This is a genomic window from Kordiimonas sp. SCSIO 12610 (assembly GCF_024398015.1).
GTDB lineage: Bacteria > Pseudomonadota > Alphaproteobacteria > Sphingomonadales > Kordiimonadaceae > CANLMI01.
Window position 1 is genome coordinate 2,808,919 of sequence record NZ_CP073747.1, and the last position, 15,985, is coordinate 2,824,903.

10 protein-coding genes are annotated in these 15,985 nt (G+C 45.6%); 8 read left to right on the forward strand and 2 right to left on the reverse strand.

From position 1 onward, the window contains the following. Positions 1-60: 60 nt before the first annotated feature. The 4 genes from hutI to hutG are packed head-to-tail and all read left to right on the forward strand — an operon-like array spanning position 61 to position 5,404. Entirely contained in the window at positions 61-1,260 is a 1,200-nt protein-coding gene (gene hutI / locus KFF44_RS13085; RefSeq protein ID WP_255934888.1) for an imidazolonepropionase, read from the forward strand. Beyond that, a complete protein-coding gene (gene hutH / locus KFF44_RS13090) occupies positions 1,254-2,789 on the forward strand; it encodes a histidine ammonia-lyase (protein ID WP_255934890.1) in 1,536 nt (511 codons plus the stop codon). The genes hutI and hutH overlap by 7 nt, the downstream gene beginning before the upstream one ends. Further along, a complete protein-coding gene (gene hutU, locus KFF44_RS13095; protein ID WP_255934891.1) occupies positions 2,790-4,469 on the forward strand; it encodes a urocanate hydratase in 1,680 nt (559 codons plus the stop codon). It abuts the gene before it with no gap. Between the two features lie 8 nt (positions 4,470-4,477). Further along, on the forward strand, positions 4,478-5,404 hold the full coding sequence (gene hutG, locus KFF44_RS13100) for a formimidoylglutamase (RefSeq protein ID WP_255934892.1): 927 nt from the start codon (positions 4,478-4,480) through the stop codon (positions 5,402-5,404). Positions 5,405-5,554: 150 nt separating this feature from the next. On the opposite strand, the gene KFF44_RS13105 is transcribed toward hutG, so the two are convergent. Both KFF44_RS13105 and KFF44_RS13110 read right to left on the reverse strand, forming a co-directional pair. Then, the gene (locus KFF44_RS13105) at positions 5,555-6,160 is read right to left on the reverse strand and encodes a hypothetical protein (RefSeq protein WP_255934893.1); all 606 of its coding nucleotides are present in this window, start codon (positions 6,158-6,160) and stop codon (positions 5,555-5,557) included. A gap of 414 nt (positions 6,161-6,574) precedes the next feature. Then, positions 6,575-7,927, reverse strand: a complete 1,353-nt coding sequence (locus KFF44_RS13110) for a hypothetical protein (RefSeq protein WP_255934895.1) — start codon at positions 7,925-7,927, stop codon at positions 6,575-6,577. Between the two features lie 405 nt (positions 7,928-8,332). On the opposite strand from KFF44_RS13110, the gene KFF44_RS13115 reads away from it, so the two are divergent. The 4 genes from KFF44_RS13115 (at position 8,333) to KFF44_RS13130 (ending at position 15,940) form a co-directional block, all read left to right on the forward strand. Then, positions 8,333-11,356, forward strand: coding sequence for a TonB-dependent receptor domain-containing protein (locus tag KFF44_RS13115; RefSeq protein ID WP_255934896.1), 3,024 nt, complete (start codon positions 8,333-8,335; stop codon positions 11,354-11,356). Between the two features lie 103 nt (positions 11,357-11,459). Beyond that, positions 11,460-13,070 carry an amidohydrolase family protein gene (locus KFF44_RS13120; protein ID WP_255934898.1) on the forward strand — a complete coding sequence of 537 codons (1,611 nt, stop codon included), beginning with the start codon at positions 11,460-11,462 and terminating at the stop codon, positions 13,068-13,070. 39 nt (positions 13,071-13,109) lie between these two features. Continuing rightward, positions 13,110-14,621 (forward strand): CRTAC1 family protein, encoded by a 1,512-nt coding sequence (locus KFF44_RS13125; RefSeq protein WP_255934899.1) that lies wholly within the window; start codon positions 13,110-13,112, stop codon positions 14,619-14,621. 29 nt (positions 14,622-14,650) lie between these two features. Continuing rightward, positions 14,651-15,940, forward strand: coding sequence for an aspartate aminotransferase family protein (locus KFF44_RS13130; RefSeq protein ID WP_255934901.1), 1,290 nt, complete (start codon positions 14,651-14,653; stop codon positions 15,938-15,940). Positions 15,941-15,985: the final 45 nt, after the last annotated feature.

The following is a 15,985-nucleotide window of genomic DNA, read 5'->3' on the forward strand; positions in this document are numbered from 1 at the left end:
TTCTTATATGTATAAACATATTAATATATATGTACATATATAAGAAAAGTGATTTCGAATATGCATACCTATCTTTATACGGATGCGACACTCGCAACTCTTCATAAGGCGGACACTTATGGCCTTATAGAAAATGGCGTGCTTGCGATATCAGGAGATACGATAGTCTATGCGGGCCCCAGACATGGTTTACCCCGTGATTTGACTATTCAGGGAGAACAGTCCCTGAATGGCCGATTGATAACGCCAGGCCTGATTGATTGCCATACCCATTTGATTTATGGCGGTTCGCGTGCAAACGAATTTGAAATGCGGCTTAATGGGGTATCCTACGAAGAAATATCGCGGTCAGGGGCGGGAATTACATCCACAGTTGCTGCGACACGCGTCGCAAGCGATAGCGACCTTCTGAAAACAGCCCTTAAACGACTAGACCGTTTGTTAGCAGACGGAGTAACAACAGTTGAGGTAAAATCAGGTTATGGGCTGGATCATGATACCGAAATTCGAATTCTCCGAACCGCACGACAACTGTCAAAAGAACGCCCTGTAAACATAATCACGACCTTTCTGGGTGCCCATGCAGTACCCATAGGCTTAGATGCTGATGAATATATTGATAGTATCTGCATCCCTACCCTAAAGGCGGCGGCTGCTGAAAACCTCGTCGATATGGTCGACGGATTTTGCGAAAATATCGCATTCACTCGAGAACAAATAGAACGTGTTTTCAAAACCGCGCAGAAATTAGGCCTGCCTGTTAAAATTCATGCTGAGCAATTGTCGTTAATGGGAGGGGCTGAATTAGCTTGTCAATATGCGGCTTTATCCGCTGATCACCTTGAACATATTAATGATGCAGGCATGGACGCCATGAAAGCGGCTGGCACCGTTGCTGTTTTATTACCTGGAGCTTATTTCTTTTTAAAAGAAACCAAATGTCCCCCAATTGATGGTTTCCGGCTCAGAAAGATACCGATAGCGCTCGCAACAGATAGTAACCCGGGTTCATCGCCCATGACATCGCTTTTACTCGCGATGAATATGGGGGCGACATTATTTAACCTTACACCCCTTGAATGCCTACAAGGCGCAACCCTTCACGCAGCAAAGGCGCTGGGATTGAAGGGGATTGGGCAATTGGTTTCGGGCGCTCGTGCTGATTTTGCCATCTGGGACGTGTCCCATCCTGCGGAACTCACTTATCGCATCGGCGATGCCCCACTTTTTAGACGTATTTTTGGAGGTGTCGAATGTTGACATTGATACCAGGTGAGGTCTCACTCAAACAGTTGAAGGCTATTTTGAGTGGAAACCTTCCCGTCAAACTGGATGAGAGTGCGCGTCAAAGAATACGCGCATCAGCAAAACTTGTTGCCGAAGTGGCTGTTGGAGACAATGCCGTATACGGGATTAACACAGGATTTGGCAAGCTTGCTTCAATACGAATTCCAGCGGATGACACAGCGACACTGCAGAGAAACCTGATTTTGTCACATTGCTGTGGTGTTGGGGTAAAAACACCCGACAATATTGTCAGGCTAATGATGGCACTAAAACTTATATCGCTTGGCCGCGGTGCGTCTGGTGTTCGCGAAGTGATCATCGATCTTCTGGGGGCAATGCTGGCAAAAGGCGTGATACCTATTGTGCCAGCACAGGGCTCTGTAGGTGCCTCTGGGGACCTGGCACCGCTTGCTCATATGGCTGCAGTCATGATTGGCGAAGGCCACGCAACATATCAGAATGAAGTTATGACGGGGGCTGATGCGCTTCACCGTGCATGCCTTAAACCAGTTGTTTTAGGACCAAAAGAGGGTTTGGCTTTAATTAACGGCACACAATTTTCAACGGCTTATGCCTTAGCAGGCCTTTTTGAAGCACATCATGCCGCAAATATAGCATTGCTAGCGTCCGCTTTGTCCATTGATGCAGCAAAGGCCTCAACAGCTCCATTAGCTGCAGAAATTCATAATCTTAGAGGACATCCTGGCCAAATTGCTGCCGCATCCGTAATACGAGACCTCCTGGAAGGCAGTGAAATTAGAGAATCGCACCGCGCTGATGACCCCCGTGTTCAAGACCCATATTGCATACGTTGCCAACCACAAGTGGTGGGAGCTGCGATCGATCTTTTGAACTCAGCGGCAAAAACTCTGGTTCGTGAAGCAAATGCAGCTACAGACAACCCCCTTGTTTTAACAAGCGATAACAAGATTGTCTCTGGTGGCAATTTTCATGCTGAGCCCGTTGCTTTTGCCGCTGACATCATTGCACTCGCAGTATCAGAAATTGGTGCAATTGCTCAAAGGCGGATTGCCCTTTTGGTAGATCCTACCCTTAGTTTCGACTTGCCGCCATTTTTGGCATCAGACCCCGGACTAAATTCTGGTTTGATGATTGCCGAAGTTACAAGTGCAGCCTTAATGAGCGAGAACAAGCATCTTGCCAACCCTTGTTCAACTGACTCTACCCCAACATCAGCTAATCAGGAAGATCATGTTAGCATGGCAGCACATGGGGCTAGACGATTAATGCCAATGACTGAAAATCTATTTCACATTCTAGGAATAGAAGTTTTTTGTGCCGCCGAAGGTATCCGGTACAGAGAACCGGAGCAAACCAGCGTCCCTTTACGTGCTATTCTTCATCATTTCTACAATAATATTTCCCCCTTGTATGAAGATCGCTTTTTAGCCCCTAGCCTCGAAGAAGCGACAAAACTTGTGCGGGATATGTCCTTTATCAATCAAACAAATGTTTTTTTCCCCGAATTGGAGGATATCTAAATGACAAATCCAAGGCATAATGCCCGTGAAATCATTCCACCAACTGGGACCACTCTAAATACTAGAAGTTGGTTAACCGAAGCGCCGCTTCGCATGTTAATGAACAATTTGCATCCTGATGTTGCAGAAAATCCGCATGAACTTGTCGTCTACGGTGGAATTGGCCGCGCCGCAAGAGATTGGGAAGCATTTGATCAGATCATTAACAGCCTCAAAACTTTACATGAAGATGAAACGCTGCTGGTTCAATCCGGCAAACCCGTTGGCGTGTTCAAAACCCACTCAAATGCACCACGTGTACTGATCGCAAATTCAAACCTCGTGCCCCATTGGGCCACATGGGACCATTTTAATGATCTCGATAAAAAAGGCCTGGCTATGTACGGTCAAATGACTGCGGGGTCATGGATTTATATTGGAACCCAGGGAATTATTCAGGGCACCTATGAAACCTTCGTGGAAGCGGGGCGCCAGCATTACGGAGGGAACCTTTCCGGCAGGTGGGTGATGACCGCTGGGCTTGGCGGCATGGGGGGTGCACAACCGCTCGCGGCTGTTATGGCTGGTGCATGTTGCTTAGCCATCGAGTGTGATGAAACCCGCATCGATTTCAGGCTTCGAACCCGTTATGTTGATGAAAAAACTGATAGTATTGACGAAGCCCTATCAATGATAAACCATTGGACAAACAGTGGCTTGGCTAAATCTGTAGCCCTGTTAGGTAACGCTGCTGAAATCCTTCCCGAATTATTTAAACGCGGTGTAAAACCCGATTTATTAACAGATCAAACCAGTGCTCATGACCCCGTTAACGGCTATCTTCCAGCTGGCTGGACAATGACAGAGTGGAAAGAAAAACGCGAAAGCGCACCAAACGACGTAGCGCGCGCTGCGAAATCAAGTATGAAAACCCATGTGGCTGCAATGGTTGATTACTGGAATGCCGGAGTACCAACGCTTGATTATGGAAATAATATCCGGCAGGTTGCAAAAGATGAAGGCTTGGAAAATGCATTTGCTTTCCCTGGCTTTGTTCCAGCTTATATTCGTCCATTATTCTGCCGTGGCATAGGGCCGTTTCGGTGGTGTGCCCTGTCGGGTGATCCAGAAGATATCTATAAAACTGATGCTAAAGTTAAAGAACTTATCCCAGATAATAAGCATCTTCATAATTGGCTGGATATGGCGAGTGAGCGGATCAGTTTTCAAGGATTACCAGCACGTATTTGCTGGGTAGGTCTTGGCGAGCGGCACCGCCTCGGGCTTGCCTTTAACGAAATGGTTCGAACGGGTGAGTTAAGTGCCCCAGTCGTCATTGGACGTGATCATTTGGATAGTGGTTCTGTAGCTTCCCCAAACCGGGAAACCGAAGCAATGAAAGATGGTTCTGATGCCGTTTCTGATTGGCCGCTTTTGAATGCCCTTTTAAATACTGCAAGCGGTGCTACATGGGTAAGCCTGCATCACGGCGGAGGGGTCGGCATGGGCTTTTCCCAGCATTCAGGGATGGTAATTTGCTGTGATGGTAGTGAAGACGCTGATAAGCGGATTGAGAATGTACTTTGGAATGACCCAGCGACAGGGGTAATGCGCCACGCCGACGCTGGATACGGTGAAGCAATTGATTGTGCAAAAGACCATAATCTCAATCTTCCGGGGATACTCGGGCATAGGGAGTAACTGATGAGATGTCGGTTAAATATGTAAGACCAACGACACCATCAGGCCGTAATGATATTGAAGACGGACCTGATGCAAAGCGGATGTATCATCTCTTCACTGAGGAAGGCACAAACGCAATCATCGGCTTTGCCTGCGAAGCGGGGGTGATCAGAAACAAAGGACGTACCGGTGCCCGACATGCACCTGACGCCATCCGCAAATCACTCTTCAATCTGTCCGCCCCTAGGGAAATACCATCGCTCACTGATCTAGGAGATATCACGGTGGACGGTGATGACCTAGAAGCAGGTCAAGCAATGTTGGCGAAGCATATAAGCAATGGACTATCGAAGCATAACCGGCTGTTAGTATTGGGTGGTGGTCACGAAACAGCGTATGGCAGTTATATGGGTCTAAGGACCGCTTACCCCGATACAAAGATTGGCATAATTAATTTAGACGCTCATCTTGATCTGCGGAATATTGGTGAGGTAGGCCCCTCGTCTGGAACACCATTTAATCAGATTCGTATGCTTGACCCAAAAGCCTTTGATTACTTATGTCTTGGTGTCGCAGAAGAAGCCAACACACAGGCCTTATTTAACCGCGCTGATGAATGGGGTGTCAACATCGTTAGCGACAAAGATCTGATCAATGATTTTTCATCCGCACATTCTAAAATCAAGGCGACAATAGCCAGAAATGACTTGATATACCTAACGATTGATATGGATTTGCTCCCCCATTATCAGGCACCAGGGGTAAGTGCTCCAGCCCCGCGCGGAGTACCACTTGCAACAGTTGAAGCTATTTTGGAACAAATAATAGCTTCATGTAAATCAGGTGATTGCAGGATACCGCTCATCGATATTGTTGAAGTTTCACCGTCTCATGACATTGCTAATATAACAGCTAAAACGGCGGCCATACTGGCCAGAAAGCTCTTAACCTAACGCTTAAGGTTTCCATTATTATATTTCCTGCAAAAGTCAGACAAATAAAAGAATTGGGGCGTATTCATATAATACAAACCCCACTTCAATATATAATGCTCAATGTTTAAAAATGATTAGACTAAACGTGAATATACAACCGGAATAACTCTATTCTGTATCGTCACGAGCCATCATGATCAGGCATATAGACAGTAGTAAGGTCGCGGCTACACCAGATCCACCACCAACAGCAGACGGTAAAAATGCATCACGTCCAAAAATGATTAGGGCTGCATTAGCAAGTAACGCGACACCACCAACCAATGCAGTTAGACCACCTATTGCTTTGCCTCCGGTTTGCATTTTCGCCATACCAAAAATCAGGGCTGCAAACCCGAGTAAGACTTTCGCTGCATAATAGATCATAAAGGAAAACGCGACTACTGCCCCGGCCGCAGGTGCCATTCCTTCCACTTGGCCTGCCGCCTCAAAAAATGGACCAAACATGGTAAGCCCTACACTAACCTGAACGAGATTGAATACAGAACTGAAAGCGATGGCTGACCAGCCGACATGATAATTTTTAGTTTGCGCTAATGCAGCCCCTGCAAAAGCAGCAAGCATTGTAAACAAAACACCTTCCAAGCCCCATATTATGCCGCGTGGAAGGTCTATTTTTCCAATATATAAAGCTGTATAAATACCTTGAGTAACCGCAAGCGCCAACAATATATATGCTGAGAATTTCAAAGTACGATTTTGCGTAAATTCCATTTTCTTGTCCCTTGTAAAATTATATTTTGGCAAGCGACACCGATAGGTAAAGGCACCTATTTGGTGACAATCCTCCAAAACTAAATTTCCGGCAATACTAAAGCCCCATAAACTCTTCAAAACTTAAGTAATATTGATTGCCGTTCCCCTATCAACGCTATCCAAAGCACGAAATGGAACCTAACTCAACTAAATTTAGTTTTGATAATATTTTAAGAGATTGGAGATAGCACCAAACACATTAGGTCCGTATTGACCGCTTTATTCAGGAAATTACGTGATGTAGCTCTTGCTAATGTAGGCAAATACAAGCATCGACATATAAATGAAATCGCCGATTTGAGGGACCATTCAGTTTCTCAAACCGGCTATAATATTATTAGGTTAGTTTACAATCAGTCTGACAAAACGATCCTAGCCAATTAAAGCAAGCACCTGATCAATTGATTGTTCTTTTCTGTATTCTTCAAATACAGGCGTGCCGTTTTCACCGCCATCAAAGCTGTAACCATAGATAGCCGGTACTGGCAGAGCATTGAAGAAATATGGAATAGCAAAATAATATGCACCTGTGTCATGAGCAACGAGCCAATCATGTGCTTCAATCTCAGGCAACTCAATATCCCTTGCAATCAGGTCACCAGAGAAACAACAGGGACCCGCAAGGTCATATTCTTTCATTGAGCCAGCTTTTGCTTTTCCATTCTGATCATAAACAGAGAACCTCAACGCCCAATCAACAGGGCCGAAAACTGTCCGCGCAGCAATCTGAGCACCTGCATGTCCTATTGCAATATTCTTCCCACCCATTTGCTTAACATACTCGGTTTTAGAAGCGAGCAATCCATTTTTAGCGAGTATAGATCGACCAAATTCGGTGAATATCTTATATTTACCACTGAACAGTTCAGGAAGATGGGGGCGCAAAAAGTCCGCATATTCTTTGAATGTCGGCGATATTTCATCGCTCATAAAATTGACAGGTAAACCACCGCCAATATCAATAGCGGTTACTTTTTGCTCCGGAAGCCCATCATTAATTTCATCAGCTAAATCAATAACGTCTCGTATGGAAGCAGCCATTAATTCAAATGAACAGCCTTGTGCGCCCACATGGACATGAAGTCTATTTAACCAGGGCACAGTTCTGTAGAGCTCGATCAATCGCTCTCTGTTCCCAGCGTCACGCATACCGACCCCAAATTTTGATGTTGGCGTTGCTGTGCTGGTGGACGCAATGGCACCGCCACCGCGTTGTGGGTTTAAACGAAAACCCGCAGGTCCTGTGGGGGCAGTTTTACTCGCGATATCAGCAACAATTTCATATTCGTCAAAATTATCAATGTGCAAACCAACACCAAGGTCAATGATCCGCTGAAGCGTAGATTTGGTTTTTGCAGGTTCATCAAATGAAATTTCACCCGCTGTAAAGCCTGCTCTTATTGCTTGTTCAAGCTCGGACGCGCTCGCAACTTCACACCCCATGCCACATTCTCTGACAAGTTTGAGTGTGGATAACATTGTGTTGGATTTCGCCGCGAATAGGTGCGTAAAATGACCTGGAAACGCGCTTTTTAATGAATTAACCGTGGCTTTAACACCGTCAATATCAAGAAAGCCTATAAGATCGCAAGATGATCCTATAACACCTTGTGATATTGCACTGGTCAAAAGGCTCGTAACCTTTTCTCGTGTAGCATTACTAACCGCGCGAGAATATGGTTCACGACCAATCATTGTTGTTTGTTTTGTTGCTTCTTGACCCATAAGCGCCCCCTTTAGACGTAATCGATTTTGCTTATATTATGGAGCGTAAAGACCTGAGAGCCTACTTAAGCCCATTCTGATATAAACAACGTTTCCTCAGTCAACAGAATGAAACACGGATGTTATGTGGTCAAATTCAGAACTTTTATCAGGGTATTCCTTTTAGGCATGGATGAGTGACTTTTAAAAACTCATCAGATTGAATAGTGTCATAAAGTATGAATTTGGATATTATTAATAATATTTTAAATATTCATTTGGTTATTTTTTGTAATTAAATTACATATTTTACTAAATTCATCCCATAACTAAAAGCTATATACGTGTGCAATATTGATATTTGTCCTGACACAGCGTTCCATGACTATAATGTGAGAATAAATTGATAAATATGGGAGGAATATCATGCGGGGCAGAAACTTACTCCGTTCAATTTTACTAGGATCTATTAGCCTAAGTGCTGCGCAAGGTGTGTACGCACAAAATTCATCACAAGACGCAGGCACTGACGAGGACGAAGTTTTCGAAGAAATCGTCGTGACCGGTACTCAGATTAAGGGCTCAGACATAGCAGGTTCTCTTCCTGTTACTGTTCTAGACAGCGAAGCCTTCAAGGAAAATGGCTTTTCAACCGGTGAAGACATTCTCAGAGCTATACCACAAGTTGGTTCCATTGGATTTGGTGCCGTAAGGGGCGGTATTACTGGTGTCAACGCAGCTCGGGGTGATATCGCATCTTTCAACCTGAGAAGTATCGGCGAAGGTAATACACTCGTACTTATTAATGGCCGCAGAACTGTGTTGCACCCAATTACCCAAACAAGTTCGTTTGACGGTGTACCTGTAACAACATCAAACGCTAATGCCCTGCCACCGGGCGCGATTGAGCGCGTTGAGGTTCTTCGGGACGGCGCAGCAGCACTATACGGTGCAGACGCAGTAGCAGGCGTTGTAAACTATTTACTGCAAGATGATTTCACAGGCACGCAAGTTACTGGCCGAATTGGGTTTGAAGAAGACGGTGGCCAGGAAGATTTCAACTTCAAGGTAACTCATGGTTTCGACCTTAATGAAGGTAGAACCAATATAGTTGTATCTGCAAGTTACGACAATCGCAGTGGTTTCAATGCATTGCAAAAAGACTTTATCAACTCTGAAGACCTTAGAAGCCTCGTTCCAGAAGAATTTGCTGGTGACTTATCGCTCGACAACAGATCAAGCTTAGAGGTAACTCCTTTCTTTGATCTGGATGGTATTGGCACTTTCCATCTTCGCCCAACAAACCTTACCGCTGATAATGGTTCACTACTCGGTGCTGCTCAGTGTGGTGGTCGTGGATTGACCCCGGAATCAGTTCAGCTAACAGATGGACTACAAAGCCTCTGTATTGACTCAGGAAGCCATAACCGCGCTCTTCGCCCAAACAGATTGGCGCAAAGAACGCTCATTCCGGATAATGAACGCGTAAATATCTTCGGCTTTGCCAAGCATGAAATTAATTCTAATCTCGAAGCGTATGCTGAGGTTTCTTACTATTATGCTCAAACAGAGCGTACATTTGAGCAAGCTAGTATCCTCAGTAATGGACGCTTCTTTGTTCCTGCTGATTATTTCTATAACCCGTTCGGCCCTGTTACCTTTGCTGACGGCAGAGTTAATCCAAACCGGTTACCTGGCCTTGATCCAAACGTTGTTCCGGAAGAAGGTTTAGGGTTTGAACTCTTAAGTCTACGTCCTGTTGACCTTGGCCCACGTGAAATCGAAGTCACAAGCTACAGCTATCGTTTCTTAGGTGGCTTACGCGGTAACTGGGGCGAGTGGGATTTCGATACTGCAGTCCTCTACAGCGCAGCAGATACTATTGACCGCTTCTCTAACCGGATTTCAACATCTCTGCTACAGCAATCACTCAGCCTCGACACACCGGACGCTTACAACATTTTCACTGGTGTTAACCCAAGTGACCCGTCAAGCATTGTTGACCTAACAGTTAACCCGCGTTCAGTTATCGAACCGTTCCTGGTTGATGGTTTCCGTGATGCAGAATCATCCCTATTCCTTGCTGACTTTAAGGTTTCAAACCCATCTGTGTTTGAATTACCAGCAGGCGGCGTCGGCGTAGCGGCTGGTATCGAATATCGCCGTGAGACATTGGATGAAAACAACTCTGCTATTTTTGATGGTAGCCAACCGTTTATTGACCCCCTAGACACAAGCCTTGCGCCAGGCGAAGTAACAAATCTATCCAACCTTCAGGGTAGTAGTGTTCGCCCGGACTTCAACGGTGACCGGAATGTTTTTTCTGCTTATGCTGAAGCACTCATTCCTGTTGTCAGAGACGCTCCTCTTGCGCAAAGCATTGATATTCAGCTTGCAGGTCGTTACGAGCGCTTCTCTGGCTTTGGTGATATCTTTAGGCCTAAGTTTGCCCTTTCTTGGTTCCCAATTCAGGAAATCCAGTTCCGCGGTGCTTACTCGCTTGGCTTCAGAGCACCTAACCTGGTTCAGCTGAATTCACCAGCAACATCAATTACAACGGGTGTTGACGATTACGCAGAAGGTATCTTGCTAGGCACTGGTGATATCAACAACGGGCCAGATAACGGTAACTATATTCTGGAAACAGCAGGTAACCCTGACCTGGAGCCAGAACGCACTAAAAACCTAAGCTTGGGTGTCGTTATAGAACCAACACCAGGTCTGATCATTACAGCTGATTTCTGGCGTATTGAACAAAATGGTACTGTTGGCGTATTTAGCGATGAAAACGAATCTCGTTTGGATGCGGTATTGAGAGCACAAGGCTCATTCAACCCATCTGTTATTCGTGGCACTCCGGATGAAGATAACCCACTTGGCGAAATCTTGATCATTCAACGTAGCTTCGAAAACCTTGGCCAACGTATTACTCGCGGCCTTGATTTTGGCATCAACTACAGCTTTGAAACTGATATCGGTGGCTTCAATATTGATTTGAATGCAGCACGTTTGTTGGCGTTCAATCAAGCACCGAGCGGTGCGGCTCAAGCGCTTGTAGACTTCGGTGCAAACCCTGATGTTCTTGGTGCAGCCGTTGGTTCTGCTCTTGAAATCGAGTTCTTCCCAAAATGGCGGGGCACAGGCCGATTAACATGGAACAGTAATGATGGCCTTTGGGGTGCATCTTTATTCGCAAATTATGTCGGTGAAGTTTTTGAGCCAACTGTGACAGACCCAAATGGGAACTTCTTCCAGGTTGACGACCAAATTCGCGTTAACACATCGATTGTACGTAGAGATTTGTTCATAGAAGACACTACAATCCGGATTGGTGTGAATAACCTATTTGATGTGGACCCACCGCTAGCCGACGAAAGCTTTGGCTTTGAAGGTGAATTACACTCCCCGCTCGGCCGTTTGTTCTTTGTTGATTATACAATTAACTTCTAATACGAGCTGAGTAAAACTGCAATTCAGGGAATGGTATTAAACCCGTTCCCTGAATTTTTTAAAGTGATGATTAGATCAATCTATAATAGTTTTTGAGGTGGTCATGGTTAATCCTTTACGTGTTTTCATGCTATCAAGTTTAATAGCCATAACTACATCGTGTGCTCCTTCAAACGAGCATGAGAAACATCAACAGTTTGATACAGTTATCATTAATGGAACTGTTTTTTCTGGAAATCCTGATGATAACGGGCAAACCCTTGACATTGGTATCAAGGATGAACGGATTGTCTTCATTGGCGACTTAGGTAATACGAGCTACAAAACCGAAAAAACAATCGATGCATCCGGTCATATTGTTTCACCCGGCTTTATAGACCCCCACACTCATGCGCTTGGTGATCTGCAAAACACCGACACAAGCATAAATGTTAATTATTTAACACAAGGGGTTACAACTGTATTTGTTGGCAACGATGGAGGCGGCCCTGTTGATACCGAAGCTGTTATGGCCGATGTCAAAGCAAAATCACCAGGAACGAACGTTGCATTCTTCATCGGTCACGGCAAAGTCAGAAGCCATGTTGTCGGCGATGATGCACGAGCACCCAGCACTGATGAGCTTAAGCGAATGCGTGAACTTGTTCATGCTTCGATGGAAGCGGGCGCAGTTGGTTTGTCGTCAGGTCTTTTTTATGATCCCGGCAGTTTTTCAGAAACAGCAGAGGTCATCGCGCTAGCAGAAGAAATAGCGCCATATGGCGGCGTTTATGACACCCATCTGCGCGATGAAAGCGCTTATAACATTGGCCTTATCGCATCCGTAGAAGAAGCAATTGAAATCGGCCGCCAAAGCGGTGCAAAAGTCCATTTGGCCCACATTAAGGCGCTTGGAACGGTTGTTTGGGGACAAAGTGCAGACATTATAAAGATCGTGGAAGCCGCACATAGTGAAGGCTTGAAAGTAACCGCTGATCAATATCCTTGGCGTGCATCAGGAACACGCATCTCAAATGCGCTGGTTCCCATATGGGCTAAAGACGGTGGTAACGATGCGATGATTGCGCGCCTTGCGGACCCCACACTCGCGGATCGCCTCAAGCAAGACATGGAAGAAGCCTTGAAAATCCGCGGCGGACCAGATGCCTTGTTGGTTGTAGATAGCCCACTCGAAGACATTAAAGGTAAAACACTTCGGGAAATCGCGGAAGAGAGAAAACTGACTTTTGTTGATGCCGCTAAAGAAATCATAATTGCCGGCAACGCGCGTGTTGCATCATTCAATATGAATGACGATGATATAAGAGCGTTTATGGCTCAACCTTGGGTGATGACAAGCTCTGACGGCACAAATGGGCATCCCCGTAAATACGCCAGTTTCCCGCGAAAATATACGCAGTATATCAAAGATAATCAAAATCATGCACCGGTAATGGATTTAGGGCGTTTCATTCATCAAAGCAGCGGGTTAACCGCAGAAACTTTTTCGCTTTGTGATCGTGGGTATATCCGGGAAGGCTACATTGCCGATATAACCATCTTTGACCCTGATCGTTATGCAGATAAGGCCGATTTTTATAACGCTACACTTCTCAGTGAGGGCGTAACCGACTTATTGGTCAATGGCGTTCAAATGATTGAAGCTGGTCGCTTAACGGGCAATCGCTCAGGCCAAGTTCTGAAACGCGACAATTGTAATTTCAAGAAACCATAACGCTGACTAAGTTCACGACTTTGCAAAAGATACGTTGCTATGAAAAAAATAAAGCACTCTAAAATTGTTAGGTCTTTTTCGATCGTGATCTCAGCTGGTTTGTTAGTCGGTTTTCAACCCGTACCGACCGATATTCCGCATTTCACGCAAGTCCAAGCTGAATTGTTTGCAGGCCCAGAAGCTCAGGCGGTTGTATGGGCAGATTTTGACAATGACGGAGACCTGGATCTAACGGTAGGGTACAGACGTGGCGGCATCAAGTTTTTTGCCCAAACCAAAGGCACCTTCCAAGATGCAAAGGACATCATTGGTATACCATCAGACATGACAGACTATAGGGCCCTATCGTGGGGCGACTATAATGCCGATGGTTACCCTGATTTGTATGTCGGATTTGGCCGAGACACAGGACTAAAAAACCGCCTTTATCGAGGTAGTCAGAATGGTTTCGAGGAAGTTGCGGAGAATGTTGGTCTCGATGTTATCGGCACAACGCGGCAGAGTATCTGGATAGACTATGACCAAGACGGTGATAGCGATCTGTTTGTAACGATGCGCGACCGCACCAGCAGACTGTATCAAAATAACAACGGCAAATTTATTGACATCAGCTCGTCTTCTGGCTTAAGCGACCCACGGCGCGGTGTTGGTGCGGTATGGTTCGACTTTGATCAGGACAGTGATTTAGATCTATATGCGCCGAACCAATCAGGAGACCGAGACGGCTTTTACCAAAACAATAATGGTCAGTTCATGGATATAGCTCAAACCTTGGGAATGGATAAAGCGCGACGCCCACTGAATGAAGGAAGCGTTGGCGCTACCTTATGTGATGTCAATGCTGATGGGCATATGGATATTTTCGTTCCTGTTTATGGCGCCGACATGCTTTATATAGCTGATGGTAAAGGCGGTTACAGAGAAGCTGCAAAAGATTGGGGCGTAAATGCCACTGACTTGGCCGTTAGCGCAGATTGCGGTGATTTTGACAATGATGGCCGCGATGATCTTTACGTTGTCGCATATAAGCGCGGTGAAACACATGGTTATGACCACCTGTATCATAATCAGGGCGATCACTTTATCGACCTATTTCCCAAGGAACATGAGCTGTTTGACGGAGACCACGGTGTTCGTTTCAGTGATTACGACAACGACGGTGACCTTGATATAGCAATCAGCAATCGCAGCAAAGATGGCCGTGTTAGCTTATGGAAGAATGAGCTCATCAATAGGGATACAATCAAGTCGGAAACTGGGGCACATTTTCTCAAAATTTTACTCCTTGATGCGGATGGTCGCTATACCCGTCAAGGTGATGAAATAAGAGTTTTCGATCACAAGACCAGTCGTGTAATTGGTACGAAAATTATTGATACCGGTGGGGGATATATCTCGCAGAATATGCAACCCGTTCACTTTGGCCTTGGAGAGGTAGAAAAGGTTGACGTTGAAGTAACATCCATTACCCAAGCGGGCAGGATCAAACAAAAAATTAGCAATGTGAATAGCGATCAAACCATCACTATTCGCCTTCAATCAAACAAATAATTTTAAACTTGGAATATAAAGGACTAATCGTGGTTCAAACTAATAAAGATTTACATGAGCGTCGACTTGGCGCCCTCCCCTCAGGCCTTGCGTCTGTCGCGCCGTTTTACGTCGATCGGGCGCTAAACGCAGAATTATGGGATGTGGAAAATAACCGCTATCTTGATTTTGCAACAGGAATTGCTGTTTGTAACACAGGTCACTGTCATCCGAAGGTTGTTGAGGCCGCAAAAAGCCAGCTAGACCGTGTTATGCACACATGTGCGATGGTTGTTATGTATGATGAGTATGTAACACTCGCGGAAAAGATCAACAGCCTCGTTCCCATCAACAATGCTCGTTCTGTATTTTTTAATTCTGGTGCCGAAGCCGTTGAAAACGCCGTCCGTATCGCCCGTACAGCAACAAAACGACCCGGTATTATTACACTTCGTGGCGGATATCATGGCCGCACAGCGCTAACAAGCACCATGAACGGCAAGGTAGCGCCATACCGCGCTGGCCATGTTGGAGGGCACGCACCTAACATCTATCATGCGCTTGCACCAATGCACCCACACACATCAGAAGCAGAAGCCTTAAAATCGATAGAGCATGTTTTCAAGGTTGAAATTGAAGCTGATCAGGTTGCTGCTGTTGTTGTTGAACCAGTTATGGGCGAAGGCGGCTTCTATCCGCTATCACCGTCCTATATGCAGGCGCTCAGGTCTTTGACAGAAAAGCACGGTATTCTGTTGATTGCAGATGAAGTTCAAACAGGTTTTGGTCGCACAGGAAAATTATTTGCAACTGAGCATAGCGGTATCGAGCCAGATATTATGACCATTGCCAAAGCAATGGGCGGCGGTATGCCAATCTCTGGTGTTGTTGGCAAAGCCGAAATTATGGACAGTGTTAATCCTGGCGGCATTGGTGGCACCTACAGCGGCAACCCCGTTTCATGTGCAGCAGCTCTTGCTGCGATCGATGTTATCATCGAAGACAAACTTTCTGAACGCGCTGAGGCAATCGGCCAAGCTTTTGACGAATGTTTCACTAACCTTAAGGCAGAAAACCCCGACCTTCCGATTGGCGCCGTTCGCGGCAACGGTGCAATGTGTGCCATTGAGTTTCTAAAAACCGAGGATGGTCAAACCATTCCAGATACGGAAATTGTTCCCAAGGTAATTGCTAATGCAAAAGAAGAAGGCTTGATCGTTCTAGCGTGCGGATATTACGGCAACTGTATCCGTGTCCTACCACCGCTAACTGTTCCTGACAATCAACTTTCTGAAGGCCTAAACAAGCTAAAAGCGGCCATTCAAAAAGCAGCAAAATAACATTGTAAACGAAGGTACAGGCCTTAGTGTTCATCCGACATAGGG